This is a genomic window from Streptomyces scopuliridis (genome assembly GCF_042790125.1).
Classification (GTDB): domain Bacteria; phylum Actinomycetota; class Actinomycetes; order Streptomycetales; family Streptomycetaceae; genus Streptomyces; species Streptomyces scopuliridis_A.
On the sequence record NZ_JBHTZS010000014.1, the window covers coordinates 38,956 to 64,882 of the forward strand.

The 25,927-nt window shown below is 70.9% G+C and carries 27 protein-coding genes and 2 pseudogenes; 13 read left to right on the plus strand and 16 right to left on the minus strand.

All coding sequences use genetic code 11. The annotated features are described in order from the left end of the window. The first annotated feature begins 151 nt into the window (after positions 1 to 151). Complete coding sequence (locus ACFRKB_RS22005) at positions 152 to 1,258, plus strand: methyltransferase domain-containing protein (protein WP_383107953.1); 1,107 nt, start codon at positions 152 to 154, stop codon at positions 1,256 to 1,258. A 53-nt stretch (positions 1,259 to 1,311) separates the two neighbouring features. Here ACFRKB_RS22005 and ACFRKB_RS22010 read toward each other — a convergent pair. Both ACFRKB_RS22010 and ddaH read right to left on the minus strand, forming a co-directional pair. Continuing rightward, a pseudogene (locus ACFRKB_RS22010) lies at positions 1,312 to 1,449 on the minus strand (amidinotransferase); the annotation flags it as partial. A gap of 304 nt (positions 1,450 to 1,753) precedes the next feature. Further along, positions 1,754 to 2,653, minus strand: coding sequence for a dimethylargininase (gene ddaH, locus ACFRKB_RS22015; protein ID WP_383107954.1), 900 nt, complete (start codon positions 2,651 to 2,653; stop codon positions 1,754 to 1,756). Positions 2,654 to 2,809: 156 nt separating this feature from the next. Here ddaH and ACFRKB_RS22020 point away from each other — a divergent pair, with 156 nt between their 5' ends. Together ACFRKB_RS22020 and ACFRKB_RS22025 are read left to right on the plus strand one after the other, a co-directional pair. Next, on the plus strand, positions 2,810 to 3,445 hold the full coding sequence (locus ACFRKB_RS22020; protein WP_383107956.1) for a TetR/AcrR family transcriptional regulator: 636 nt from the start codon (positions 2,810 to 2,812) through the stop codon (positions 3,443 to 3,445). A gap of 276 nt (positions 3,446 to 3,721) precedes the next feature. Then, positions 3,722 to 4,474: a bifunctional DNA primase/polymerase gene (locus tag ACFRKB_RS22025; RefSeq protein WP_365970935.1), complete on the plus strand. Its 753-nt coding sequence runs from the start codon at positions 3,722 to 3,724 to the stop codon at positions 4,472 to 4,474. Between the two features lie 93 nt (positions 4,475 to 4,567). Here the strand turns inward: ACFRKB_RS22025 and ACFRKB_RS22030 are convergent, their stop codons facing one another. The 7 genes from ACFRKB_RS22030 to ACFRKB_RS22060 form a co-directional block, all read right to left on the minus strand. Then, entirely contained in the window at positions 4,568 to 5,521 is a 954-nt protein-coding gene (locus ACFRKB_RS22030; RefSeq protein WP_383108139.1) for an SCO2278 family lipoprotein, read from the minus strand. Continuing rightward, positions 5,439 to 6,407 (minus strand): iron uptake transporter permease EfeU, encoded by a 969-nt coding sequence (gene efeU / locus ACFRKB_RS22035; RefSeq protein WP_383107957.1) that lies wholly within the window; start codon positions 6,405 to 6,407, stop codon positions 5,439 to 5,441. Before efeU ends, ACFRKB_RS22030 begins: the two co-directional genes overlap by 83 nt. A gap of 21 nt (positions 6,408 to 6,428) precedes the next feature. Beyond that, the gene (gene efeB, locus ACFRKB_RS22040; protein ID WP_383107958.1) at positions 6,429 to 7,736 is read right to left on the minus strand and encodes an iron uptake transporter deferrochelatase/peroxidase subunit; all 1,308 of its coding nucleotides are present in this window, start codon (positions 7,734 to 7,736) and stop codon (positions 6,429 to 6,431) included. Between the two features lie 11 nt (positions 7,737 to 7,747). Beyond that, the gene (gene efeO / locus ACFRKB_RS22045) at positions 7,748 to 8,890 is read right to left on the minus strand and encodes an iron uptake system protein EfeO (RefSeq protein WP_383107959.1); all 1,143 of its coding nucleotides are present in this window, start codon (positions 8,888 to 8,890) and stop codon (positions 7,748 to 7,750) included. A 212-nt stretch (positions 8,891 to 9,102) separates the two neighbouring features. Continuing rightward, positions 9,103 to 9,939: a heme ABC transporter ATP-binding protein gene (locus ACFRKB_RS22050; protein WP_383107961.1), complete on the minus strand. Its 837-nt coding sequence runs from the start codon at positions 9,937 to 9,939 to the stop codon at positions 9,103 to 9,105. A 34-nt stretch (positions 9,940 to 9,973) separates the two neighbouring features. Then, positions 9,974 to 11,098: a FecCD family ABC transporter permease gene (locus ACFRKB_RS22055; RefSeq protein WP_383107962.1), complete on the minus strand. Its 1,125-nt coding sequence runs from the start codon at positions 11,096 to 11,098 to the stop codon at positions 9,974 to 9,976. A gap of 1 nt (position 11,099) precedes the next feature. Beyond that, positions 11,100 to 12,167, minus strand: coding sequence for a heme/hemin ABC transporter substrate-binding protein (locus ACFRKB_RS22060; RefSeq protein ID WP_383107963.1), 1,068 nt, complete (start codon positions 12,165 to 12,167; stop codon positions 11,100 to 11,102). A gap of 170 nt (positions 12,168 to 12,337) precedes the next feature. Here ACFRKB_RS22060 and ACFRKB_RS22065 point away from each other — a divergent pair, with 170 nt between their 5' ends. The 3 genes from ACFRKB_RS22065 (at position 12,338) to ACFRKB_RS22075 (ending at position 16,162) form a co-directional block, all read left to right on the plus strand. Further along, the gene (locus ACFRKB_RS22065) at positions 12,338 to 13,762 is read left to right on the plus strand and encodes an HtaA domain-containing protein (protein WP_383107964.1); all 1,425 of its coding nucleotides are present in this window, start codon (positions 12,338 to 12,340) and stop codon (positions 13,760 to 13,762) included. 97 nt (positions 13,763 to 13,859) lie between these two features. Further along, positions 13,860 to 15,473, plus strand: coding sequence for an HtaA domain-containing protein (locus ACFRKB_RS22070; protein ID WP_383107966.1), 1,614 nt, complete (start codon positions 13,860 to 13,862; stop codon positions 15,471 to 15,473). A 35-nt stretch (positions 15,474 to 15,508) separates the two neighbouring features. Continuing rightward, positions 15,509 to 16,162, plus strand: a complete 654-nt coding sequence (locus tag ACFRKB_RS22075; protein WP_383107967.1) for a PhzF family phenazine biosynthesis protein — start codon at positions 15,509 to 15,511, stop codon at positions 16,160 to 16,162. A 112-nt stretch (positions 16,163 to 16,274) separates the two neighbouring features. On the opposite strand, the gene ACFRKB_RS22080 is transcribed toward ACFRKB_RS22075, so the two are convergent. Both ACFRKB_RS22080 and map read right to left on the minus strand, forming a co-directional pair. Continuing rightward, on the minus strand, positions 16,275 to 16,940 hold the full coding sequence (locus tag ACFRKB_RS22080; RefSeq protein ID WP_383107968.1) for a biliverdin-producing heme oxygenase: 666 nt from the start codon (positions 16,938 to 16,940) through the stop codon (positions 16,275 to 16,277). A 162-nt stretch (positions 16,941 to 17,102) separates the two neighbouring features. Further along, the gene (map, locus tag ACFRKB_RS22085; RefSeq protein ID WP_383107969.1) at positions 17,103 to 17,960 is read right to left on the minus strand and encodes a type I methionyl aminopeptidase; all 858 of its coding nucleotides are present in this window, start codon (positions 17,958 to 17,960) and stop codon (positions 17,103 to 17,105) included. Positions 17,961 to 18,018: 58 nt separating this feature from the next. Here map and ACFRKB_RS22090 point away from each other — a divergent pair, with 58 nt between their 5' ends. Further along, positions 18,019 to 18,270 (plus strand): hypothetical protein, encoded by a 252-nt coding sequence (locus ACFRKB_RS22090; protein ID WP_383107971.1) that lies wholly within the window; start codon positions 18,019 to 18,021, stop codon positions 18,268 to 18,270. A gap of 19 nt (positions 18,271 to 18,289) precedes the next feature. Here the strand turns inward: ACFRKB_RS22090 and ACFRKB_RS22095 are convergent, their stop codons facing one another. Next, complete coding sequence (locus ACFRKB_RS22095) at positions 18,290 to 19,570, minus strand: MFS transporter (RefSeq protein ID WP_383107972.1); 1,281 nt, start codon at positions 19,568 to 19,570, stop codon at positions 18,290 to 18,292. 191 nt (positions 19,571 to 19,761) lie between these two features. After that, positions 19,762 to 20,373, minus strand: coding sequence for a hypothetical protein (locus ACFRKB_RS22100; RefSeq protein ID WP_383107973.1), 612 nt, complete (start codon positions 20,371 to 20,373; stop codon positions 19,762 to 19,764). Positions 20,374 to 20,467: 94 nt separating this feature from the next. Here ACFRKB_RS22100 and npdG point away from each other — a divergent pair, with 94 nt between their 5' ends. After that, the gene (gene npdG, locus ACFRKB_RS22105) at positions 20,468 to 21,178 is read left to right on the plus strand and encodes an NADPH-dependent F420 reductase (protein ID WP_383107974.1); all 711 of its coding nucleotides are present in this window, start codon (positions 20,468 to 20,470) and stop codon (positions 21,176 to 21,178) included. 76 nt (positions 21,179 to 21,254) lie between these two features. Here the strand turns inward: npdG and ACFRKB_RS22110 are convergent, their stop codons facing one another. Together ACFRKB_RS22110 and ACFRKB_RS38950 are read right to left on the minus strand one after the other, a co-directional pair. Then, positions 21,255 to 21,449: a hypothetical protein gene (locus ACFRKB_RS22110; RefSeq protein ID WP_030352687.1), complete on the minus strand. Its 195-nt coding sequence runs from the start codon at positions 21,447 to 21,449 to the stop codon at positions 21,255 to 21,257. 505 nt (positions 21,450 to 21,954) lie between these two features. Beyond that, positions 21,955 to 22,218: a hypothetical protein gene (locus ACFRKB_RS38950; protein ID WP_463291748.1), complete on the minus strand. Its 264-nt coding sequence runs from the start codon at positions 22,216 to 22,218 to the stop codon at positions 21,955 to 21,957. Here ACFRKB_RS38950 and ACFRKB_RS22120 point away from each other — a divergent pair. From ACFRKB_RS22120 to ACFRKB_RS22140, 5 genes and pseudogenes are all read left to right on the plus strand, one after another. Then, positions 22,212 to 22,634: pseudogene (locus tag ACFRKB_RS22120) on the plus strand (RHS repeat-associated core domain-containing protein); the annotation flags it as partial. The gene ACFRKB_RS38950 and the pseudogene ACFRKB_RS22120 overlap by 7 nt on opposite strands. 256 nt (positions 22,635 to 22,890) lie before the next feature. Next, a complete protein-coding gene (locus ACFRKB_RS22125; protein ID WP_383108141.1) occupies positions 22,891 to 23,208 on the plus strand; it encodes a polymorphic toxin-type HINT domain-containing protein in 318 nt (105 codons plus the stop codon). Next, entirely contained in the window at positions 23,205 to 23,387 is a 183-nt protein-coding gene (locus ACFRKB_RS22130; protein ID WP_383107976.1) for a hypothetical protein, read from the plus strand. Before ACFRKB_RS22125 ends, ACFRKB_RS22130 begins: the two co-directional genes overlap by 4 nt. An 11-nt stretch (positions 23,388 to 23,398) precedes the next feature. Next, the gene (locus tag ACFRKB_RS22135) at positions 23,399 to 23,860 is read left to right on the plus strand and encodes a DUF4240 domain-containing protein (protein WP_383107977.1); all 462 of its coding nucleotides are present in this window, start codon (positions 23,399 to 23,401) and stop codon (positions 23,858 to 23,860) included. A 54-nt stretch (positions 23,861 to 23,914) separates the two neighbouring features. Further along, positions 23,915 to 24,808, plus strand: a complete 894-nt coding sequence (locus ACFRKB_RS22140) for a Dyp-type peroxidase (RefSeq protein ID WP_383107978.1) — start codon at positions 23,915 to 23,917, stop codon at positions 24,806 to 24,808. 28 nt (positions 24,809 to 24,836) lie between these two features. On the opposite strand, the gene ACFRKB_RS22145 is transcribed toward ACFRKB_RS22140, so the two are convergent. Then, positions 24,837 to 25,646 carry a site-2 protease family protein gene (locus tag ACFRKB_RS22145; protein WP_383107979.1) on the minus strand — a complete coding sequence of 270 codons (810 nt, stop codon included), beginning with the start codon at positions 25,644 to 25,646 and terminating at the stop codon, positions 24,837 to 24,839. Between the last annotated feature and the right edge of the window lie 281 nt (positions 25,647 to 25,927).

A 25,927-nucleotide genomic window follows, 5' to 3' on the forward strand; every position in this document is an offset into this window, starting at 1 on the left:
TGGCGTACATGGAGCGACGAAAGGTGAGGCAGCAATGGGAAAGAATGGCGGAGACCACTCCGGTAAGCCCGACACCTCCAGCAGTGACGGCCACCGCGACAAACCACCGGGTCCCACCAAGCCGTACCAGCCTCCGAAGAAGTGAGATCGGATGACGACACAACAAGGACTCGTTCAGGCTCTTGAAGGCAAGGGGGTGCTGCTGCCCGAATGGCGGGAGGCGGTGGCCTCGGTGGACCGGGGGCTGTTCATTCCCGACGTATTCGAGGGTGGCGACTTCACCGCGGATCCCGAGGGATGGTCGCGAGCGGTCTACTCGGACGCGCCGGTCGTGACGCAGGTCAATGACGGGAAGCCCACGGCCGATGGGGAGTTCAGGCTCTTCACATCGTCTTCTTCGATGCCGTCGGTCATGATTGAGATGCTCGGCCTGCTCGATGTGCGGGAAGGGCATCGCATGCTGGAGATCGGCACGGGAGTGGGTTACAACGCCGCTTTGCTGTGTCACCGGCTGGGTGAACCCGCCGTGACCAGTGTGGAGTTGGACGAGGCGGTCTTGACCACCGCAAGGCGGAACCTGAAACGGGCCGGGTTCCAGCCGGCCACCGTCCTCGGGGACGGGCGCGATGGGTACCCCAGCGGTGCTCCTTACGACCGCATCCTCAGTACGTGCACTATGCGGGATGTTCCGAACGCGTGGTTGGAGCAGTGTCCCGAGGGGCGGATCGTCACTCCGTGGGGCAGCAGTTTCTTCAGCGGTTCGTACGCCACGCTGGATGTGGTGGGCGGGAAGGCCAGGGGCACGTTCTCCGGATATCCGGCTTTTATGTGGGACCGGACGCGGCGGGGCGGAGCAGGGCGTGTTACGGACATCTACCACGAGGAGAAGGGCGAGACGAGCACGACCGATATCGCGCCGCAGAACGTTATCCAGGACGATCCCGCGTTCTTCACCGGCCTGAGCGTCACCGATGCGTGGTACCGCTGGTGCGAGGCGGACGACGGCGGCGGCGAAGCGACGCTCTGGCTCTTCGCTGACGACCGGAAGTCGTGGGCAACGGTGGAGTACGTCCCGCACGCGGAGACGTATGAAGTGGAGCAGTACGGTCCCCGTGCGCTGTGGGCCGAGGTGAGGAAGGCGTTCCTGCGGTGGCACGACCTGGGGCAGCCGGAACGTTCGCGCTTCGGGCTGTCGGTCGATGGCGACGGTCAGCGGGTCTGGCTGGACGACCCGCACAACGTTGTCGGCCGGCCGTAGGCCCTGAACAGAGACCGTGAGCCCCGCGCCCCGTTCAGTCCGAGCGCCGCCGCGTAGCGGGGGTCGACCAGATCCAGGCCGATCACGGGGCGGCCGAAGAACTCCTGTGCCTCGCCGTGTGAGAGCGGGCCGGCCCGGAAGCCGCGCCCGGCCAGCGGATACGTGGCGGTGACGGCGGAATCGCCCTCGCCGCCCTCCGCCGAACCCGCGGCCTGTTCTTTCGAGCAGATGACGGGCGTGCATGGTCTCGTGAGCCGTTCATCCACCGGCGTGGCGGGCGCCGGCCCTGGTGCCTTCCGGCGCGCGGCCGGCCGTTCCGCCTCCGTCCGGTCGATCAACTCGGTCAGTCTCGACGGGCGGTCCGGCCCTGATGTCTCATCCCCGAATCCACGCACGTCCCAGAGGCTGTCACGGGCGCGTTCCCGCGAGCAAGGAGCCACTGTCACCCGCGGTTCGGCCGGCGGCGGCCCGCCGCTTTTCCACCGTCCATGCCCATCAGACCCGCAGCTCCTGCGTGCAGCACTTGACGCTGCCACCGCCCTTGAGTAGTTCCCCGAGGTCGATGCCCAGCGGCTCGAACCCCCGGTCGCGCAGTGGGGCGAAGAGGCCGGCCGCGCTCTGCGGGAGCAGGACATGGCGGCCGTCGCTCACCGCGTTCAGTCCGAGCGCCGCCGCGTCCGGCTCCTCGGCGATGAGGGCGTCGGGGAAGAGCCGGGCGAGTACGGTGCGGCTGCCGGGGGAGAAGGCGTCGGGGTAGTACATGATCTCGTCGGCCGCGTCGTCCAGCACACACAGGGCCGTGTCCAGGTGGTAGTAGAGCGGGTCGACCAGATCCAGGCCGATCACCGGACGGCCGAAGAACTCCTGTGCCTCGCCGTGCGAGAGCGGGCTGGCCCGGAAGCCGCGCCCGGCCAGCAGATATGTGGCGGTGACGGCGAAATCGCCCTCGCCCTCGTTGATGTGCACCGGCTCGCGGAGGTCGCTCCAGCCATGGGTGCGGAACCAGTCCAGATGCGCCTGCGCCTCGCCGTGCCGCTCCTGGTGGGCGAAGCGGGCGCCGAGCACGCGGCCGTCGATGACCGTGGCGCCGTTCGCCGCGAAGACCATGTCCGGCAGTTCCGGGTCGGGGTCCAGCAGCGAGACGGTGTGGCCGAGGGCTGTGTAGCGGTCGCGAAGCTCCTCCCACTGGGCCAGGGCCAGCGGCAGGTCCACGGGTTTCGCCGGGTTCATCCAGGGGTTGATCGAGTACGTCACCGCGAAGTGGTGCGGCGGGCACATGAGATAGCGGCGGGGCGAGGCGTCACGAGGCAAGGGGGGCTCCTCACGAGCTGCGGGCGCACATGGTGTCTGTGGGGGAAGCGTGTTGTGCGTGAAGCGTGGTGCGCGTGAAGCCATGGTCCGCTCCGCGGGGCCCGCGCGCTGTCAACCGTTCGGGTGGTTCCTTACGCGGCGTACGAGACGGTACGTGCCGATGCGGACGGGGCGGACGGGGCGGACGGGGCGTTACGGGCGAGACGATACGTCCCGCCTCCCCGGCTGTAGATTGAGGCCATGGCTGACAGCAGGGCACCCGACTCCACCCGGCGCAGTGAGCGTTCACGCCGGGCGATCTATGACGCGGCCCTCGCGCTGGTGAGTGAGGTCGGCTACGGCAGGACGACGATCGAGGGCATCGCGGCCCGCGCCGGGGTCGGCAAGCAGACGATCTACCGCTGGTGGCCCTCCAAGGGTGCCGTGCTGCTGGAGGCGTTCCTCGACCTCGGCGAGCAGGCGGCGCGCGAGGCGGACGGCGGGGAGGGCATCCACGAGATCCCCGACACGGGCGATCTGGAGGCCGATCTCAAGCTGGTCCTGCGCGCCACGGTCGACGAGATGAACGACCCGAAATACGACGTCCCCTCCCGCGCGCTCGCCGCCGAGGGGATCGTCGACGCCGAACTGGGCGTCGAATTCGCCAGGAAGATGCTCGAACCACAGCTCCAGCTCTATGTGAAGCGGCTGCGCGCCGCCCAGGAGGCCGGGCAGGTGCGGCAGGACCTCGATCCCCGGATCGCCCTGGAGCTGCTGGTCGGCCCCGTCGCCCATCGCTGGCTGCTGCGGACGCTGCCGCTGACACACGCGTACGCGGACACCATCGTCGAGTACGCGCTCCACGGACTGGCCCCGCGCCCGCCCTCGCGGCACTGAGTGCCAGGAGGGAAGCCGCGGCGCCAAGGTCCCCTGGACCCCCCGGACGCCGGGGGGCGCGCGGGGGCGCGTCGATGCATACGGGGCGGGTGTGGTGAATGCCACCGGCCCCGGAACCCCGTAACGGGGGCCGTATAACGCCGCATAAGCCGCGATCCACCCCGTGAAGGCCGACGGCTCCCCATACCCCGGTGGGGGCTCGCGGCCACCCGGGGAGCAGGATGGTGGGACCATGGGGAGAGTCCGCAGGGACGAGCATGAGGTGTGAGGGGATCGATGGGCGACGATTTCGGCCGCTACCGCGGCACGGAGAGCAGGATTCCCCAGTGGCTGCGCAGGCGCCCCAAGAAGAGCGCCGGCGGTTCCGCGTTCGACGGGGACGTGGCCGGCCGCGAGGCGCTGCTGCTCGCTGTCGCGGAGGCCGGTATGCCCGTCTCGCCCGCCGCGCACCCCGTCGGCTACCGATGTTCCTGTGAACGCATCGGCTGTCCCACCCCGGCCAGACACCCCCTCTCCTTCGCCTGGCAGACCCAGTCCACGACCGATCGCGCGCAGATCGAGCGCTGGGCGCGCAATCAGCCCGAGGCCAACTTCATCACCGCGACGGGCATGATCCACGACGTCCTGGACGTGCCGCTCGAAGCGGGCAGCCGGGCGCTGGAACGGCTGCTCGAACAGGGCATCGACGTCGGTCCCGTGGCGGACTCCGGCGGCGACCGGATGCTCTTCTTCACCGCGACCCGGGGCACGCCCGAGGACGAGGACGAGTGGTGGCCCTGTGAGCTGGACTGCCATCCCGAGACGATGGACGAGCACCCGGGACTGCGCTGGCACTGCCGGGGCAGCTATGTGCTCGTACCCCCGGCCCAGTTGCCCGGCGAGCTGTCGGTGCGGTGGCTGCGCGGCCCCGAGCATCCGCTGCCGGATCCGCTGACGCTGCTGGAGACGCTGACCGACGCGTGTGCCCGGTACGCGGGCGAGAACGGTGAGCTGGACCCGCACGCGGTGGCCTGGCCGCTGGGCCGCTGACTACGGCGGGGCCGGGCCCAGCCGCCGCCACCGAGCCCAGCCACCGCTACCGAATCGGGCCCAGCGGCTGCCACCGAGCCCAGCCGAACCCTCCTACGAGCCCTTCGCGCCCGTGACCCCCTGAAGGCGGCTCGCCACCTCCACCGTCGGTGTGTCCGCCCCCGCGCGCGGGACCAGCGCCACCTGGCTGGAGACCCACTCCTTGGTGACCGTGTTCCGTATCTCGCCCGTCAGCAGCGCCTTGACATCCGCGTTCACCCGCGGCGTGACACCCCGCGCGCCCGTCTGCCGCTCGAAGTGCCGCGTGGCGAAGAAGACCAGCGCCCCGCCGTCCTTCGTCGCCAGCCCCAGCGGGGCGAAGTCGCCCTCGGCCAGCGGCTGGTCGACATACTGCGTGACCAGACCGGGCAGCCGCGCGTTCTTCTCGCGGGCCTCCCGCCATCCGTCCGTGTGCGGCCCGTTCGCGAAGGTCTTCGCCTTGCCGTCGCGCAGATACGAGGCGTACGCCTCGCTCAGCTTCCCCGGCGCCAGCGACAGCGCCTCGCTGTCCGGCGCCACCGGTTCGCCCCAGCCGTCCTTGTCGGTCGCGAAGTCGGGGACCTCGTTCGCGGCCAGGATCGTCAGATACGGCACCTTCCACCGCTCGTCGGGCCCGTTGCGTACGAAGACCAGCACCCAGCGCGTGTCCTGCGGGCCGCCGTCGTCCGTGTCGCGGTTGCTGTCGGTGTCCGCGACGAACCAGCGCGGCCAGCCCGCCTTCTTGGGGATGGTGAACTTGGCGTCGGTCAGCTCCAGCGGCTGATGCGCCGGGTTGCCGTCCGGGTTCGTGATGCTGCGCGCCTTGAGACCCGCCTGGTTGATCGCGCCCAGCGCGCCGGTCACCCGGTCCGCGTCGAGCGCCGGATCGTACGCCTTGTCCGCCGCGTTGTACGCGTCGGTGAAATCCTTCAGCGCCCGCGCGGCCTCACTCCGGTCCGCCGACGGCAGAACCGCCAGCTCCCCGTGCACGGTCACGCACCCGCTCGCCGTCAGCGACAGCACCGTCACCGTCGCGAGCCCCGCCGCTGCCCGAATCGGCCTTCCCAGCCTGCTCATCGGCCGCCTCTGCTCCTTGACCCCCACTGACCGGCCCCAACCCTACCGGCGCCAGGAACAGCGCGAGCGTCGGGACCAGATACAGGCACCAGACAATGACCTGAAGGACCGTCGGGTCCGGCTGGAAGTTGAACACGCCCTTGAGGAGCGTGCCGTACCAGCTGTCCGGCGGGATCGTCGTGCTGATGTCGAACGCCTTGGTGGACAGGCCGCCCAGGAAGCGCGCCTCCTGGAGATCATGGACGCCGTACGCGAGCACACCGGCCGCGACGATCACGAGCATCCCGCCGGTCCAGGTGAAGAACTTGGCCAGATTGATGCGCAGCGCGCCCCGGTAGAAGAGCCAGCCGAGCACCACCGCGCTGGCGATACCGAGCAGCACCCCGATCAGCGGCGCGTGGCTGCCGTCCGAGGAGGCCCGTACCGACGCCCAGACGAACAGCGCGGTCTCCAGCCCCTCCCGGCCCACGGCCAGGAACGCCGTCGCGACCAGCGCACCCGTACCCATCTGGAGCGCCGCGTCCAGCCGGCCGTGCAGCTCCGTCTTCAGATGCCGCGCCGTACGCCGCATCCAGAAGACCATCCAGGTCACCAGCGCCACCGCGAGGACCGACAGCGAGCCGCCGAGCGCCTCCTTCGCCTCGAACGTCAGCTCCTGCGAGCCGAATTCGAGCCCGAAGCCGAAACCGAGCGCGATGACGACGGCGGCCCCGATCCCGAGCCAGATGGGGCGCAGCGCGTCACGCCGCTCCGTCTTGACCAGATACGCGACCAGGATGCAGACCACGAGGCTGGCCTCAAGGCCCTCGCGCAGACCGATCAGATAGTTTCCGAACACGTCGGAACTCCCTTTCCGATATCAGGAGATCAGGGCCCGGCCCCACCAGTCGTCCTTGTCCCGGACGCCCGGCGGGATCGCGAAGACCGCTGAACCCACGTGCTGGATGTATTCGTTGAGCGCGTCGGAGCGCGCCAGGGACCGCTGTACGGGGATGAACGCGTCCCGTACGTCGCGCTGGTACGCCAGGAAGAACAGCCCCGCGTCGAGCCGTCCGAGGCCGTCCGTACCGTCCGTGAAGGAGTAGCCGCGGCGCAGCATCCGCACCCCGTGGTGGGAGTCCGGATGAGCCAGCCGTACATGCGAAGTCGGCAGCATCGCCTTCAGGTTGGGCGTGTCGTGCTCGCGCGCCTTGCCGACCGCCGCGCCCTCGCCCTTGTCCCGGCCGAAGACGTCCTCCTGCTCCTGGAGGGAGGTACGGTCCCAGGTCTCGATCCGCATCGAGATCCGGCGGGCGACCAGATACGAGCCGCCCGCCAGCCAGCCGGGGCCGTCCGCGTCCGACACCCAGACGTGCTTGTCCAGGGCGGCGGTGTCCGTGCCCGCGATATTGCTGGTGCCGTCCTTGAAGCCGAAGAGATTACGGGGGGTCTGGGCGCCGGGCGTGGTCGACGACGTCTTGCCGAAGCCGAGCTGCGACCAGCGCACCGCGACCTTCCCGAAGCCGATCCTGGCCAGATTGCGGATCGCGTGCACGGCGACCTGCGGATCGTCCGCGCACGCCTGGACACAGAGATCGCCGCCGCCGCGCGCCGGATCGAGGTTGTCACCGGGGAACCTGGGCAGCTCGACGAGCGCGGCCGGGCGCCGCTCCGCCAGCCCGAACCGGTCCTTGGCGAAGAGGCCGGGACCGAAGCCGACGGTGAGCGTGAGCCGGGACGGCTTGAGGCCGAGCGCCTCGCCGGTGTCGTCGGGCGGGGCCTCGGGGAGACCGCCGTACGCGCCCTCGCCGACCGCGTGTCCCGTCGTCATCCGCTCGGCGGCCCGCGTCCAGTCCTTGAGCAGCTGGACCAGTTCCGCGCGGTCCTCGGTCGTCACATCGAACGCGGCGAAGTGCAGCCGGTCCTGGACGTCGGTGGCGATCCCGGCCTGGTGACGGCCGTGGAAGGGGACCGCCGCGCCGGACTCGGCGGCGGGCGCGGCGGTGTCACCGTCCCGTACGGCCGCCATGGCGCCCCCGGCCGCGGCGGCGCCGAGCGCGAGCCCGGCACCGCCCCAGCCGAGCAGCGCGCGGCGGGACGGCGGTGTCGTGGCCGGTGCCGGTGCCGCCTTCGCACCGCCGGGTTTCTCGTCCGGCGTGCTGTCGTCCGTGCTGTTGTGGGAAGACATGGTGCGCGGCCCTACTTGACGACGGCGGCGGCGAGCTTGGAGAGCGGCTCGGCCAGTGCGTTCACACCGTCCGAGAGCTCCTTGCGCTCCGCCTTGCCGACCTTCTCGTACGAGGTGAACTCATACGAGTCCGGGCTGTCGCGGTATGTGTCGAGCAGCTTGTTGAGCGCGGCGAACCGCTTGTCCAGCTCCGTCACCAGCGCCGGGTCGTTCTGCACGGCGACCGGCTTGAGCAGCTCGTACGAGCGCTGCGCGCCCTCGACGTTGCCCTTGAAGTCGACCAGGTCGGTGTGGCTGTAGCGCTCCTCCTCGCCGGTCACCTTGCCGGCGGCGACCTCGTCGAGGAGTTCCTTGGCGCCGTTGGCCATCGAGGTCGGGGTGATCTCGGCCTTGCCGACCCGCTGCTGCCAGTCGGCGAGGTCCTTGTCGAGCGCGTCCGCGAGCGCCTTGGCGTCCGGGCCGAGCTTCTTGTCCTGCCAGAGTTCCTTCTCCAGCCGGTGCCAGCCCGTCCACTTCTGGCCGGTCTCCAGACCGTCGGCGCGTACGTCGACCTTCGGGTCGATGTCGCCGAAGGACTCGGCGACCGGCTCGGTGCGCTCCCAGCCGATACGGGAGGGCGCGTACGCCTTCTTCGCGGCTTCCAGGTCACCGGCGCGCACGGCGTCGGTGAAGACCTTGGCCTTCGGCAGAGTCTCGTCGGCCTGCGTCTGGACGTACGTGCGGTACGCGGCGACGGCGGCGTCCATCTCCGGGCTGCGCCTGGCGGTGGCGGTGCCGCCCGTGACCGTGACCTGCTGGCGGATGCCGTCGCCCTTCATCCCGGGCTTGCAGGCGATCTCGTACGAACCGGCCTTCACCTCGGCGGTGATCTTGGCCTTCGTACCCGGGCCGATGTTCTCGCGCTCGGTGACGATCCGGTCGTCGGGGAAGAGCAGATAGACCTCGGTGATCTTCGTGCCCTTGTTCTCGACGGCCAGCTCCACATGGCCCGCCGGGAACTCCTTCGTGGAGACCTCGCAGGAGTCGTCCGTGGCGGTGACCTGGACGGCGCCGTCGCCGGCCTTCGCGTCGCTCTTCTCGGCGCAGCCCGTCACGGCGGTCAGGGCGGCCACCGCCGCGGTGGCGGTGACGACGGAGAGGCGGACAGGTCGCATGCGGGGCTCCACGATGGCTGGAATCGGACGGGAAAGAGGGGCGGGAAAGAGGCGGGATACAGCTGACATACGGAGGTGAGGCCGCCCTAACTTAACTGAGCCTTACCTGTGCCGTGACCGTTCGTGCAGTGATTCGGCTCTCACTGCCCCGCCCCGGATACGGGCAGGTCACAGTGGTCCCCAGGGCGCCCCAAGGCCGGGTCAAGCGCGGGTCAAGAGGTGCGCTTCGGGACCACCAGCGGAACGCCGGTGCGGGGGTGCGGGAAGACCTCGACGGGCTGGCGGTAGACCCGGCTCAGCAACTCGTCGCGGAAGATCCGGGCCGGCGGTCCCACGGCGGCGACGGCTCCGTCGTGCAGTACGGCGGTACGGTCCGCGTGGGCGGCGGCGAGCCCCAGATCGTGCAGGACGACCACCACGGCGTCGCCCGCCGCCGCACGCTCCCGGCAGACCCGCAGGACCAGCTCCTGATGGCGCAGATCGAGCGCGGCGGTCGGCTCGTCGAGGAGGAGCAGCGCGGCGCGCTGGGCGAGGACGCGGGCGAGCGCGACGCGGGCCCGCTCGCCGCCGGAGAGCGCGGAGAAGGGGCGCGGCGCGAACTCGGTCGTCTCGGTGGCCGCCATCGCCCCGGCGACGGCTGCCTCGTCCTCGTCCTCCAGCGCCGTCCCTGCCCAGGGCGCGCGGCCCATCCGTACGACCTGCGCCACCGGGAAGGGGAACGAGAGCGTGGCGGCCTGGGGGAGTACGGAGCGGCGCAGGGCCAGTTCGGGCGCGGACCAGTCGTGTGCGGGGCGCCCGGCGACGCGTACCTCACCGCGGTCGGGCCGCAGATCGCCGGCGAGCGCGGCGAGGAGGGTCGACTTCCCGGCCCCGTTGGGCCCGACGAGCGCGAGCACCTCACCGGCGCGGGCGTCGAGAGCGATCCCGCGGAGCACCTCGCGCTGTCCGAGCCGGACATGGAGGCCGTGGGCCTCGGCGAGGGGGGTGCCGGGGGCGACGGGGGCGGGGAGCGCGCGACGGCGCGCGGCGAACAGACTCTTCAGACTCATGCCCAACCGCCTTGTCCGGGAAGGGACGGGGCACTCATGCCCAACCCCCTTGCTTGCGGCGTGTTCTGCGCAGCAGCCAGAAGAAGAACGGGCTGCCGAAGAGCGCGGTCAGTACCCCCAGCGGGAGTTCCGCCGGGGCCGCGACCGTACGGGCCGCCAGATCACCCGCGACCAGGACCAGCGCGCCGCCGAGCGCGCTGCCCGGGACCAGGAAGCGGTGGCCGGGCCCGTGCGCCATCCGCAGCAGATGCGGCACCAGCAGCCCCACGAACGTGATGATCCCGGCCACCGCGACCGCCGCCGCCGTGAGCAGCGCGACCACCAGCACCAGCACCATGCGGAGCCGTTCCACGTCCACCCCCAGATGACGGGCCGGCCGCTCGCCCAGCGCGAGGAGATCCAGCCGCCGTGCGTAGAAGGGCGCCAGGACCAGACCGGCCAGCGCGCACGGCAGCACCGCGAGCACCTTCGGCCAGGTCGCCTGGGCCAGCGAACCGAGCTGCCAGAAGGTGATCTGGGTGATCTGCGCGTTGTCCGCGAAGAAGGGGAAGAGCCCGATCAGCGCCCCGGCGAACGCGTTCACCGCGATGCCGGTCAGGATGAGCGTGACCACTTCCGTACGGCCGCCCGAGCGGGACAGCGCGTACACCAGCAGCACCGTCGCGAGCCCGGCCATGAACGCGCAGACCGTCACCGTCCAGTTGCCGAAGAAGCTCAGCCCCAGCGCGATGGAGGCGACCGCGCCGACCGCCGCGCCCGACGAGATGCCGATGACCCCGGGCTCGGCGAGCGGATTGCCGAACACGCCCTGCATCAGCGCGCCCGCGCAGCCGAGCGAGGCGCCGACGAGGAGCGCGAGGACGACACGGGGCAGCCGTACGTTCCACAGGACGCTCTCGCCGACCCGGTCGAGCGCCGCGCCGCCGAGCCCGGTCCGGTGCTGCACGGAGGCGAGGACGTCCCCGAGAGGGATGTGGTACGCGCCGATCCCCGCGGAGAGCAGACAGAGGACGACGAGCGCACCGAGCAGCCCGGCGGTCAGCAGGGTGGTGCTCCCGGGCGGGCGTCGGCGTACTTTCGCGGCTGCCCCGGCGTTGGACGGATCGCCCGGATCCATGTCTCCGGGTGACGGCTGGCGCGCGATCGACGCTGACGTCATGTCAGCGTCCGTCCGCGTAGAGCTGCTTGACGATCGATCTCAGCACCTCGTCCGTGCGCGGGCCGTAGTTCAGCAGCACCCCGTCGTCGACCGAGACGACCCTGCGGTCCATTCCCGCCGGTGTCTCGGCGACTCCGGGGATCTTCACCAGGCCGTCCACCCCGCCCACCGAGTCGAGCCCCTTGGTCATCACCAGGATCGCGTCGGGCGCGGCCTTCGCCAGTGCCTCGCTCGTGATCGCGGTGAAGTCCTTGGCCGGCCCGGATTCCTTGCCCGCGTCGACCGCGCCGGCCGCCTCCAGCAGTGAACTCGCCCCGGAATCACGGCCGCCGAGCAGATAGACGGAGGCGGAGCCGCGCAGATAGAGGAAGGCGACGCGCGGTTTCCCCCGGCCCTTCCCGTCCGTCCCGTCCCTTGTGTCGCCCTTCCCGTCCCGCTCGCCCGCCGGGATCTCCTTGCGTACGGCGTCGATCCGGTCCTCCGTACGCTCCTTCAGCTCCGCGCCCGCCGTCGGCACGCCCAGTGCCCCGGCCACCGCGTCGATCCGTGTCCCGACATCGGCGAGGCTCTTCGCCGGGTCGACCACGACCAGCGGAATGCCCGCCTCCCGGATCTGGCCGATGGCCTCGGCGGGGCCCGTGGTGGTGTCGGCGAGGACGAGCGTCGGCCTGAGCGACAGCACGCCCTCCGCCGAGACATCGTGCGCCCTGGTCACCACCGGCAGTTTCGCGGCCTGTTCGAAGGTGGCGGTGACATCGCGGGCGACGACCCGGCCGCCGAGACCGAGGGTGAAGACGATCTCGCTCAGCGACCCGGTGAGCGGCACGATCCGGTCGGCCGAGGCGACCGTGACCTTCCTGCCGTCGGCTGAGTCGACGGTGACGGGCAGCCTGGGCGCGGGCGTGGCGGAAAGCGGCTCCACCCGGTCGGCGGTGGGTGTGGGCGACGGATTCCGCGGCGCGTCGGCCGCGTTCGTACGGTCGCCGCCGCAGCCGGTGACGGTCAGAGCGAGGGCGAGTACGGAGAGAAGAGCGCCCGTGAGGTGTGATCTGCGCACCGAGCGCACCATCCTGTTCGTTGTGCCGAGTCGTCCGGCTCGTTCAGCCGGGGCCGCTGCGGGGAAGGGGTTCCAGTACAGACCGAAGGTAGCTTAGGTTAGCCTTACCTTGCTTTCCAGGTCCCGGGTGGTGATGCGTCCGGGCCGGCCGTCCCTGCTCGTCAGACGTGGGAGTGACTCCGATGCTGTCCTTCAGACCCGTGCGCGCCTTCGTCGTCGCGCTGCTCATGGCGCTGCCGGTGGCCCTGCTGCCGGCCGCAGGGGCGCAGGCGGCCGACCGTACGGTGCAGGGCGGCCGGCTCGACTGGGGTATCAAGTCGTCGTTCCTCGGCTATGTCACCGGGCCCGTCGCGCAAGGCAGTTGGGCCCTCAACGGGGGCGCGGCCACAGTGGGCAGCCAGTTCCGGTTCCACTCGGCCACCGGCTCGTACGACCCGGCCACCGGCGCCTTGAGGGCCGGTTTCTCCGGCGGGGTCCGGTTCGTCGGACACCTCAAGGCCGACGGCACCCATGAACTCGATCTCACGATCAGCCGCCCCACCGTCCGGATCTCCGGCGGCCGCGGCACGCTCCACGCGGACATGGCGAGCAAGGCGAAGGGGAGCGGCAAGGTCACCTCCGCCTCCCAGGTCCCGCTGGCCACGCTCGATCTCTCCGGGATCGGGATGAAGGGCGGCGCCAGCCCCGTCGTCCTCACCCGTGTCCCGGCGACGCTCACCGCACAGGGCGCCACCGCCTTCGCCGGCTACTACACGGCCGGTACACCGCTCGACCCGATCAGTCTGTCCGTGGACGTGAAGGCGTCGGGCGAGGCGCCGGAGAAGTCCCCGCCGGCGTCCGCCACCGGGCCCGGCGACGGCGAGAAGGCGACCGACGCCATCCAGGACGCGGCCGTCGACTGGGGTGTGCGCCGCACCTACCGCGAGTACGTCACCGGTCCCATCGCCAAGGGGACATGGACACTGAGCGGCGGGGCGCAGGACGGAGGCGCGCTGTTCCGCTTCCCGCGAGGCAAGGGGACGTACGACGCCGGGAAGGGCACCCTCGACGCCGCCTTCGCGGGCAGCGTCCGCTTCACCGGGACCGGGCTGGATCTGACGCTCAGCAAGGTCGTCGTACGGGTGAAGGACGGCAAGGGCACGCTCTCGGCGGATGTCACCGACGCGGCCGAGGGCAGTCCGCCCCGTAAGGCCGTGCCGCTCGTCACCTTCGCGGCGAAGGACTTCACGCCCAAGGACGGTCTCGCCTCGCTCACCGAGGTCCCCGCGACCCTCACCTCACCAGGTGCCGAGACCTTCGGCTCCCTCTACGCGGCCGGGACGGCGATGGACCCCGTGTCGCTCGCCGTCGCCGTCGACAAGACGGCCGAACTGCCCGCGCTGCCCGACCTGGGCAGCGACGCCTCGCCCTCCGCGACGCCGGAGGACAGGGCATCCGCCGCCCCCTCCACCGGGCCGGCCACGGGCGCCGCGTCGTCCTCTTCGTCCTCGTCGTCCGCCGGTACGGGGACGTATGTCGCGCTCGGCGCGGGCGCGCTCGTCGTCGCGGGACTGGCGGGCCTCACGGTCGTCGCCCTGCGCAGGCGGCGCGGCGCCCACACGCCGTAACCCCCCCAATTTCCGTGCGGAAACCCGCATTTCGCCGGGGTCCCGTGCCTTCTACCCGTGCGCTCGCACGCCACACGATCGAGGAGTACACCCACCCATGCCTGCCACCCGCCGCCCCATAGCACTCGCCGCCGCCATCGCGACGGCGGCAGCCCTCGGAGCCACCGCCTTCACCCTCCCGGCGCTCGCGTCCGGCGCCCCGGCCGCCGCGCCCGGGGGACCGCTCGCCGCGCCCGGCGCCGCCCCGACGCTCGACCTGAAGGACGGCACCCTGGACTGGGGCCTCAAGGAGTCCTTCCGTACGTATGTGACCGGCATCGCCGCGGGCACGATCACTCCCGCCGACGGCGCCACCCAGGCCACCGGCAACGGCCCCTTCACCTTCACCGACGGCACCGGCTCGTACGATCCCGCCACACACGACGTGGCCACGGACTTCGACGGCAGTGTGCTGTTCTCCTCGAAGGCGCACGGCTTCGAGATCAAGGTCGCGGACGTGAGGCTGGTCACGGAGGGGACGGGCGGCGCCATCGAGGCGGACGTCACCCTCAACGGCGCGACCCAGCCGGACATCGAGCTGGCCGCGATCGATCTGACGGGCATCCGTCCGGAGAGCACGGGCACGAAGATGGTCTTCAAGGACATCCCGGCCACGCTGACCGCCGACGGCGCGAAGGCGTTCAATGGGATGTACGCGGAGGGCACGGAGCTGGACAAGGCGACGCTCGCCGTCAGTTACGAGACGGGCGGCGGCACGTCCTCACCGCCGCCCTCGCCGACGCCGACCCCGACGTCGTCGCCTACCGAGTCCGGGCCGACGACTGCCCCCACGTCGGACGCGCCCAGCGCCACGCCCACCCCGTCCACCACGACTCCGTCCACCACGACCCCGTCCACCGCCGTCTCCGAGGCGCCTGCGGTGGCCGAGGACGGCGCGATCGTCGACGGAAATCTCGACTGGGGCGTCAAGGAGTCCTTCCGCTCGTACGTCGTCGGCCCGATCGCCCAGGGCAAGGTCGAACTCACCGACGGCGCCACGAAGTCGGGCGCGGCGGCCTACCGCTTCCCGAAGGGCACGGGCGACTTCGACGCGACCGCCCGGACCCTCTCGGTGTCCTTCGGCGGTACGGTCCGCTTCCTCGGCCACCAGGAGGCCGGCGAGTACGTTCTCGACCTGCGGCTGAGCGGCCTCCAGGTCGTGGTGAAGGACGGCAAGGGCACGCTCGTCGCCGACGTCAGCAGCAAGGACCGCGAGACGGGCAAGGTCTCCGCGTACCAGGATCTGACCTTCGCCACGCTGGACGTCCCGGCCGCCGGTCCGGTCGCCAAGGACGGCGTCGTCACGCTGAACGCCGTACCCGCGACCCTCACCGCCGACGGTACGAGGGCCTTCGGCGGGATGTACCCGGAGGGTACGGAACTGGACACGCTGACCCTCGCGGTCGCGCTGGACGAGGACGCCAACCTCCCTGGCGGCGCGGGCGGTTCTGGCGGTTCTGGCGGCTCAGGCGATTCGGCCGGCTCCGGTACGGCGGGCGGCGGCACGGCGGGCGGCACCGTCGGCGGTACGGGGGGCGGGTCCCTCGCCTCCACCGGTTCCGAGGTCCCGGCGGGCGCGCTGATGGGCGCGGCCGGAGCGATCGCCGCCGCCGGCGCGGCCGTCGTCCACGCGGCCGGGCGGCGCCGTACCGGCCGGCCGGAGACGGCGTAATCCGCGCCGCTCAAGGGCGGTGCTTAAATGCCTGCGTGACTGACATCGACGTACTCAGCGTCTTCTGCGGGGCCGACGGCCGGCACGGCAATACGCTCGGTGTCGTCCGCGAGGGGCGTCACCACCCCGACCGGGCGGCCCGGCAGGCCATCGCGGCCGAACTCGGCTACAGCGAGACCGTGTTCGTCGACGATCCCGAGCGCGGTGTGGTCGACATCTATACGCCGGGGCTGCGGCTGCCCTTCGCCGGGCATCCGCTCGTCGGCGCCGCCTGGCTGCTCGATCTGGAGACCGTGAACCCGCCGGCGGGCGAGGTGTGGGTGCGTCAGGACGGCGAGTTCACCTGGATCACCGCCCGCCCCGAATGGGCCCCGCCGCGCACGCTCCGGCAGTACGCCACCGCCGCCGAGGTCGACGCGCTGCCCGCCCCGCCGCCGGGCGAGGGCTGGCTCTACGCCTGGGCCTGGGAGGACGAGGCCGCCGGCCGGGTCAGGGCCCGCGCCTTCCCGCGCCGTGACGACGGGATCGCCGAGGACGAGGCGACCGGCGCGGCGGCGCTGCTGCTCACGGCGGAGCTGGGCCGCGCCCTGAACATCCGTCAGGGCCGCGGGTCGCAGTTGATCACGGCCCCCGGCCCTGACGGATCGATCGAGATCGGCGGCCGTGTGCGGCTGCTCACGGCCCACTGACGGCACGCGGCTCTGACCCTTACTCAGGACCCGTAATCAGCCTGCCCCGCGCCCGGACAGGCGGTCAGGCGCTCACGCGGACCGGCGGTCAGGCGCTGACGCGCTGACGCGGTCACGCGGTCAACGGGAACCGCGCGCCCAGCTCCCGGAACACCGCCCCGTTGAAGTCGAACGCGCGCTTGCACTCGTCGATGATCCGCTGCTTCTCCAGATCGTCCGCCGCGACCCGGTCGAGCAGCTCGCGGTAACTCCGCTTGAACGCGGCCGGGTTGGCGATCCCTTCGAAGACATAGAAGCGGACGCCGTCGCCCTTGCGGGCGAAGCCCCAGGTCTTCTCCGCCTTGTCACGGATGATCTGGCCGCCGGACAGGTCCCCGAGATAGCGCGTGTAGTGGTGCGCCACGAAGCCGCCCGGCCACGAGCGCGCGCACTCCTCGACCCGCGCGGCGTACGCGGCGGTCGCGGGCAGCGGCTCCAGGCCCCTACGCCAGCCCGCCCCGCGCAGATGCTTCAGATCGCGCTCCAGCTCGGGCGTGCGCTCCAGCTCGCGCTGGATGAAGGGCCCGGCGACCGGGTCCTCCCGCAGCACCTCCGAAGCGCCCTCCAGCGCGCGGTACACGAACCACAGCTGCTCGGTGTAGCGCGTGTACGCGTCCACCCCGAGCCGGCCACCCAGCAGATCGCTCATGAATGTCGAGGCCTCCGCCTCCGTGTGCTGTGCGTGCGAGGCGACGCGGATGAGCGTGGAGAACGGGGTGGCGGTGGCGGGTGCGTCCAAGGCGGGCCTCCGGGGACCGAGGGGGACGGGAGCAGGCGGATGCCGGCGCCGGCGGCACGGGCGACCGCCATGACCGATACTCTTACTTAGGCTTACCTAAGTCAACCAGTTCCCGACGTCCTGTCGGTAAAAACGCTACCCCGCCCGAGCGGGTCGGCAACCTCAGGGCAGGGTGAGAATCTCGGTCCCCGTCTCCGTCACCACCAGCGTGTGCTCGAACTGCGCGGTCCGCTTGCGGTCCTTGGTCACGACGGTCCAGCCGTCGTCCCACATGTCGTGCTCGTACGTACCGAGCGTGAGCATCGGCTCGATGGTGAAGGTCATGCCCCGCTGGATGACGGTGGTGGCGTGCGGGCTGTCGTAGTGCGGGATGATCAGCCCGGAGTGGAAGGACGAATTGATCCCGTGCCCGGTGAAGTCCCTGACGACGCCGTAGCCGAACCGCTTGGCGTACGACTCGATGACCCGCCCGATCACATTGATCTGCCGGCCGGGCCGGACCGCCTTGATGGCGCGGTTCAGCGCCTCACGGGTCCGCTCCACCAGGAGCTTCGACTCCTCGTCGACATCCCCGCAGAAGTAGGTGGCGTTGTTGTCGCCGTGCACCCCGTTGAGATACGCGGTCACGTCCAGGTTCACGATGTCGCCGTCGCGGAGCACCGTGGAGTCCGGGATTCCGTGGCAGATGACCTCGTTGACGGACGTACAGAGGGACTTGGGGAAGCCCCGGTAGCCGAGCGTCGACGGATAGGCGCCGTGGTCGCACATGAACTCGTGCGCGACCCGGTCCAGCTCGTCCGTGGTGACGCCGGGCGCGATGTGCTTCGCGGCCTCCTCCATCGCCTGCGCGGCGACGCGGCCCGCGATCCGCATCAGCTCGATGGTTTCCGCGGTCTGCACTTCCGGCCCGGTGTACGGGGTGGGAGCGGGCTTCCCGACGTATTCGGGGCGCCGGATGTTTCCGGGAACGGAACGGACGGGAGAGAGCTCGCCTGGTACGAGCAGTGACTGGCCAGACATGCCAGCGAGTCTAACGAGCGGCGGTGGGGCAGCATGGCGTCAGAGGAAGGAGCCGATGATGGCCCTGTTCAAGAAGCGCACGGTCGGCAAGCCCGGCGAGTGGTACTACTGCCTGAAGCACCAGAAGGTCGAGGAGGGGCCCGAATGCCCCGCCAAGGACCGCTTCGGGCCGTACGCGAGCCGCCAGGAGGCGGAGCACGCGATGGAGACGGCCCGGGAGCGCAATCTGGAGTGGGAGACGGATCCGCGCTGGCACGACGCGTCCAAGGGTGAGGCCGCGGCCGGGGAGGACACGAACCCGCCCGCCTGACGGGATACGAACCGCGAGGTCAGGCCGTCGTCGCCGCTTCCTTCTGGGCGCGGCGGCGCAGGGCGTCCTCGTCCGTCTCCGCGTCGTACGTCACCAGCCTCGGCAGCACGGCCGCGAGCAGCCCCACCGAGGCCAGACAGGCCAGCCCGCCGCCCCATATCGCGGGGCGGGTGCCCGTCCAGCCCGCCATCGCGCCCGCGCGGATCTGGCCGAGCTGTGGTCCGACGCTGTACGAGAGCACCTCGATGCCCGCGAGCCGGCCGCGCAGCTCCTCCGGGATCGTCTGGTTCCAGATGGTCGAGCGACCCAGACCGCTGAGCATGTCGCCCGCGCCCGCGAAGCCCAGACAGACCAGCACCACCCAGATGTTCGAGAACCACCCGGCGGCCGTGATCGCCAGCCCCCAGCCCGCCGCGCCGAACACCACGAAGAGGCCGTGTCTGCGGACCCGGGAGGTCCAGCCGCTGGTCAGACTGAGCGCCACCGAGCCGACCGAGCCCGCCGCGTACATCAGACCGAGCGCCCACTCCGCGTCCAGATCGTCCGCGAGGAACGGGAAGACCGTGTTCGGGAAGGCGAAGAACATGGCGGCCAGATCGATCGCGTACGTCCCCAGCAGCACCGGTCTGCTCCAGGCGTAGCGGGCGCCCTCCACGATGCCGCGCAGGGACGGCGCCTCCGCGTCGTGCGCGGCGGGCGCGGGCGAGAGCCGCAGACAGAGCAGGACGGAGACGGCGAAGCCCAGGATCGTCACCCCGTACGCCGTGCCGTGACCGGCGTACGCGACGACCAGCCCGGCCAGCGCGGGCCCCGCGATCGCGCCGAGCTGCCAGCGCACGGCGTTGAGCGCGGCGGCGGCGGTGAGCTGGTCGTGCGGGACGATCCGCGCCATCAGCGAGTCCAGGGCGGGCCGTTGCAGCCCCGCCAGCGCGGAGACCCCGGCCGCCACCACGTACAGCGGCCACAGCAGTGGTTCGGGAAGCAGCGAGTTCACCAGCAGGACGGCGGCGAGCACCCCGAGCCCCGCCTCGGTGAGCAGGATGACCTTGCGCCGGTCGACGGCGTCGGCGAGCGCCCCGCCGTACAGCCCGAAGATCACCAGGGGCACCAGCTCCACCGCGCCCATCGCGCCGACGGCCAGCGGTGATCCGGTGAGGTCCTTGATCTGGAGCGGCAGCGCGATCATCGCCATGAAGCTGCCGAAGTTCGTCACCAGCCCCTGCACCCAGAGCAGCCGGAATTCCCGGGAGGAACGCAGCGGGGAGAGATCCGGCAGTATCGCGCCGAGCTTCTTGGTCACGAGGGGCCATGTTCGGTGCGGACGCGTGGATCGGGCAACCGAATTAGGTGCGGCTGGGCCTCATGGGTGGGTGGGGACCGGCGGCGTGGGTGGAGCCCGGCGGCGTGGGGGCCCGGCGGGTGTGGGCGGGGCCTCACGAGTCGGTGGGCCGGGCGGCGTGGGCGGGGCCTGGTGGCGGGCGCGGACGTGGCTTACCAGCGGGCCGGCGGTGGCGCCGTCAGCTGGTCGGCCAGCCGGGACAGCCGGTCACGGAACCGCCGCCGCCCGCGCGGCCCCGGCAGGCTGTTCTCCCCGGCCGCCGCGCTCACCAGATGCTGCACGGTGTCCAGATCCACGCCGTGCGCCGCCCGCGCCGCGTCCACCGACAGCGCGTCGTGCGCCAGCCCGCGCACCTCCTCGTCCCCGCCGTCCAGCGACAGCACCGTCGCCCCGGCCCGGCGCGCGCCGTGCACCCGTTCGAGCAGCGCGGAGTCCGGCCGCTCCGGCGCCACGACGAGCAGCGTCTCGCCCCGGCCGGCCGCTTCGAGACGGCCCAGACCGAAGGCCAGATGCGCCGGGTCCCCGGAGCGCACCCGGTGCCGTACCAGCGTGGGCGTCAGCTCCGGCTGCCCCGACCACGCCGCCTCGTCCACGAGATGTGCGGTGAGGTGCCACGGCTCGTACTCCGCCGTCCCGACGAGCAGCAGCCCGCCGCCCTGGGACACGGCGGAGGTGCGCAGCGCCCCCGCGAACCGGCGGGTCGCGGACGGCCATTCCGTCTCGGCGAGTACTTCACGCAGCAGTGCGACGCGTACGGCATCCATGGGCCCGCATCCTGCCGCAGCCGGGTGCGCGGCGCGGGCGGTCGGGGGCGGCTCACCCGAACGTGACCTTCTACCGGCGAGTAGGGTCGTGCCCATGACTTCAACGGACAGTGGCAGTACCCCCAAGCCCCCCGCCAAGGATCCCTGGGACCTCCCGGATGTCTCCGGTCTTGTCATCGGTGTACTCGGCGGCACCGGCGACCAGGGGCGCGGCCTCGCCTACCGGCTGGCGAGGGCCGGACAGAAAGTGATCATCGGATCCCGGGTCGCCGAGCGTGCCGAGACGGCGGCGGCCGAACTGGGCAACGACGTCGAGGGCTTCGTCAACGCCGAGTGCGCGCGCCGCAGCGACGTGGTCATCGTCGCCGTCCCATGGGAGGGGCACGGCAAGACCCTGGAGTCCCTCCGGGAGGAACTGGCGGGCAAGCTCGTCATCGACTGCGTCAACCCGATCGGCTTCGACAAGCGGGGCGCGTACGCGCTGAAGCCGGAGGAGGGCAGCGCCGCCGAGCAGGCCGCCGCCCTGCTGCCGGAGTCCCGGGTGACCGCCGCGTTCCACCATCTCTCGGCGGTGCTGCTCCAGGACCCGGAGGTCGAGCGGATCGACACGGATGTGATGGTGCTGGGCGAGGCGCGCGACGACACCGATCTCGTCCAGGCGCTTGCGGCCCGTATCCCGGGCATGCGCGGGGTCTTCGCGGGCCGGCTGCGCAATGCCCACCAGGTGGAGTCGCTGGTGGCCAACCTGATCTCGGTGAACCGCCGTTACAAGGCGCACGCGGGCCTGCGCGTGACGGACGTATAGAGGCGTACGTGTAGGGACGTACGTACAGGGACGTACGTACGGGGAGAGGCGCGGGCCGCCCGGCCGGCCCGCGCCGTCAGCCCGCGGCCGTCGCCGTACGGGCCTCGCGCTCGGCCCTCGCCTTGCGTACGTAGTACCAGGCCATGTTGGACGACAGCCCGGCCAGCAGCACCCACACGATGCCGAGCCAGTTCCCCTGGACGAAGGAGACCACGGCCGCGGCGACGGTGAGGACGCAGACGGCGAGGGCGTACAGAGCGAGGCGGGGCATGGGGGTTGGCTCCTGTCGGGGCGTCGTGGGCTGTCGTCGTTCGCGCTCCAGTGTCCCCCACACCCGCAAACGCCCCACGGCCGCCCGGCCCCACACCCGGGCGGCGTCATCGGCACTGTCACACCGCCGACCGCCCCACGTCGGCCACCGACCCGCTCGGGGCGCGGGCGCTCTTCGGTTATGACCCGGCGGGGCAGCCGGCCAAGGTCACCGGCCGGGCGGGCCAGGTCGCCACCGCGGAGTACGACCTGCTGGGCCGGGCCAAGAACGCCAAGTACGGCGTGGCCGCGGCGGGTCAGGCGCAGTCGACGGTGACGTACGCCTACGACGGCGTCGACCTGCCCAGGACCGTCACCGACACGGTGTCGGGCACGCGGTCCTTCACCTACGACGCCTACGACCGGACCACGACCGTCACCGGTCCGACCGGCACCGTCGGCTACGACTACGACGGTGCGGACCGCCGCAAGGAGATGACGGCGGCCGGGACGACCACGACCTACGGCTACGACACCTCGGGTGTCCTCGCGAGCGTCGCCCTCCCGGCGGCCGAGACGGGCGCGGTCTTCGGCAAGGACAACCGGCTCACCACCTTCAACGGCCGCTCCTTCACGTACGACGCCGAGGGGCAGCTCACGTCCGACGGCAAGCGGACGTACGACTGGAACGCCCGGGGCGAGCTGACCGGCCTGACCGAGACGGGCGGCCGGAGCAGCACCTTCGCGTACGACCCGCTCGGCACGCGTTCGGCCAGGACGCTCGATGGCACGACGCAGAGATTCCTCACCGACGGCTCCAACCCCCTCGTGGAACAGTCGGGTTCGGGCGAGACGGCGGCGACGTTGGCCACCTCGCCTAGACGAGTATCTGACCCGCACGGAGAGCGGCCGGACCCAGATCTATCTGACCGACGCCCTCGGTACGGTCGTCGGCCTCGCCGACCAGGACGGCACGATCGCCACCCGCTACACGTACGACCCGTACGGTCAGCCCACGGCGTCGGGCGCGGACTCGGGCAACCCGTACACCTTCACCGGCCGCGAGAGCGATGGCACGGGCCTGCTCTACTACCGCAGCCGTTACTACGACCCCGAGACCGGGCGCTTCATCTCCCAGGACCCCATCGGGTTCGCGGGCGGCGCCAACCTCTACCAGTACGCGCTGAGTTCACCCACGACGTACACCGACCCCTCGGGCAACAACCCCCTCCTGATCGGCTGCGCCGGCGGCGCCCTCTTCGACGGCGGCCTGGACTGGCTCACCCAGCGCCTCTCGGGCCGCAAGGTCAACTGGGGCCAGGTCGCCTCCTCGGCGGCCCTGGGCTGCCTGAGCGGAATGCTCGGCACGGCGGGCGGCGGCAAGCTCGCGAGCCGCATCGGCTGCAAGAACAGCTTCACCGGCGACACCCCGGTCCTGATGGGCGGACGGCACCCGCAAACCCATCAAGGACGTACGGGTCGGGGACAAGGTCCTCGCGACGGACCCCGAATCCGACGAGACGGGCCCCCGCGAGGTCACCACCCTGATCCAGGGATGGGGCGACAAGTCCCTGACGGACATCACAGTCGAGAGCTCTGACGGCACCGGAAAGATCACCGCGACCGACGGCCACCCCTTCTGGCTCCCTGACCTCAAGGAATGGACCGACGCCGGGGACCTCCAGCCGGGCCAGTGGCTCCGCACGAGCTCCGGCACCTGGATCCAGATCACGGCGATCAGCCACCGCACGCAAAGGATCACCTTGACAGTGGGCGGTTGAGGCACCTCGATGATGTCAAGTGCACGCACGTCTGTGGCGCGGAAGATGACGTTTTCATCGCCGAGCACCTCCGCATGGAAGAGTTGAAGCGCCAGGGGGTTCAGTTGGGTAACGACATCACTTCGCCCGGCAAGAAGAAGCTGCGGCAAAGAGGGTTTCAGCAATTGGGGCTCTGGTGAGGGTGGATCGCGTGATTGATTTCTGGCGCATTATTGGATCGAATCCCGCGCAATCGGGAGAAGATGTGCGGTTGGCTCTTGATCGGCTCTCCGGGCGACTTGAAGAGTTGGATCCAGTCGATTTGGTCAAGTTTTCTGAAAAGTTGCGCGAGGCTCTTTACGGGATCGACAGGCGGGAACTTGCGGAGATCCCGGTGGTACTTGCGGGCGGTTTGGAGCTGTCGCAAACGGGCGACCATTTCTTGTATGCGCGTTGCGCGTGCATCTTGGCCGGCAGGGATGCATACGATGCCACTTTGAGGGCGAGCTCTGACTTTGCGCGTTTCGTCGCTCCATTTTCGCAGGCTGCCGAGGGGCTTCTCTACATCACTTCCAGTGTTTACGAGAAGAAAGTCGGCAGTGAAATGGTGATGAGTGGTGGGTTTGCCATTGAATCGATGTCGAATGTGCAGGGATGGGCTGAATCAACGTGATGGCGCTGGGCCTCGGTTGAGCCGTATGTGCGATGCAAGGATGAGTTGACACCGATGGTCAGACGGAGATCTTTGCTGCTCGCCTCTTCGGCGGCCGGGCTTGCGGTGGGGGGCGCTGCCGTTTATGGCGTGCGGGCCGCGGGCGGGAGTGGTGATGCCGGGGGCGAGAGCCGGGGCGGGGGCGGCCGTCCGCGGCAGTTGGCCGAGATGCCCGCGTTCGCCGGGGATCTGCTGGATCCGGCGGGGTCGCACGGCGATGTGCTCGTACAGGTCGCGGGGGACCGGGCCGGCGAGGTGCGGACGGCGGTCGAGCGGTTGTTGCCCGCCGTTCCCGGGTGGCGGGAGCGGTGGCGGATCGAGGGGTTCCGGGCCGGGAACCGGGAAGAGGGTGGCCGGGGGCTGGCCCGTAATCCCTTCCACTTCACCGAGGGGTTCGGGAATCCGGCCGGTGACCGGGAGACCGCGGACCGCGCTCTCGTACGGGCCGGTCAGGGCGAGCCGGAGTGGGCTGTGGGCGGGAGTTATCAGGTCGTGCGGGTCATCCGGTTGGCGACCGAGTTGTGGGACAGGGACTCCGTTTCCGAGCAGGAGCGGATCATCGGGCGTCGGCGTGACGGGCGGTGGCTCGACGGGGCGCCCACGGACGAGGAGCCGAACTTCGCGGCCGATCCCAAGGGCCGGTTCACCCCGCTCGACTCGCATGTACGGCTCGCCGTGCCCGACCGCCGTGATCCGCCGCCGCTCGTTCGGCGCAGCTACAGCTATGACCGGGGGGATGGCGACACCGGGCTTGTCTTCTCGTGCTTCCAGCGCGATCTGGCGAAGGGGTTCGAGGCCGTGCAGAAGCGGCTGGAGGGTGAGGCGATGGCCAAGTATCTGCTGACCACCGGCGGTGGGTACTACTTCGTGCCGCCCCCGGGCGACCACTGGATCGACGCGTTCCGTTAGGTGGCCGACGGGCCGATCGCGAGGGACGCTACTGCCCGACCGCGCCGCAGACGAATTCGTTCCTCGTGGTCCAGAAGCTGAAGAGATCGCGTCCGCAGTAACTGTCCAGCTCCGAGACGCCCAGCCCGCGCAGGATCGTGTGGATCAGGTCGAAGAAGGCCGCGTTCACCTGGGGGATGAAGAAGAGCAGGACGAAGACGGCGAGCAGTCCGTACGGGGCGATCGGCTCCACCTGGCGGCGGATCTTGTAGGAGAGCCAGGGCTCCACCACTCCGTAGCCGTCGAGGCCCGGGACCGGCAGGAAGTTGAGGATCGCCGCGGTGATCTGGAGCAGCGCGAGGAAGCCCAGGGCGTAGCGGAAGCCCGTCGGGACGCCGGAGAGGGCGTTCAGCCAGAAGGGGGCGGTGCAGACGAGGGCGAACAGTACGTTCGTCAGCGGGCCGGCCGCGGAGATCAGGCTGTGCCGCCAGCGGCCACGGATGCGGTGGCGCTCGATGAAGACCGCGCCGCCCGGCAGACCGATACCGCCCAGGATCACGAAGATCACCGGCAGCACGATGGACAGCAGTGCGTGCGTGTACTTGAGGGGGTTGAGCGTCAGATAGCCCTTCGCCCCGACCGAGATGTCCCCGCTGTGCAGTGCGGTACGGGCGTGCGCGTACTCGTGCAGACAGAGCGAGACGATCCAGGCGCCGGTGACGAACAGGAAGACGGCGATCCGGATGTTCGCCGCGAAGTCCGTCCACACGGCCCAGCCCGCGACCGCGGTGACAGCGGCGATCCCCAGGAAGACGGGGGAGATCCGCCGGTCGCCGCGGCGGGAGGAGGCGGTGGTCATGGAGGGGGCTCCTCGGGGGGCGTGGGACGGCGGGCACGGGACGTCGGTCGGACCGGTCCTACCGTAGGCGGCACGGACGGCGGCCGGATGCCCGGCCCAGAACGGCGCGGGACGGCGTGGACGGCGCGGGACGGCGGTCGTCGTCGCCCGACCGTACAGCGGGCAGAACGGAAGCGTTCGGCCACGCCGATAACGTCTGGGCAACGGGTCCCGGTTCCGGGAAGGGCCGGCTCGGATGGCGATGTGGAAGATCAGGTACGACAGCCGGCGGCCGGCGGCAG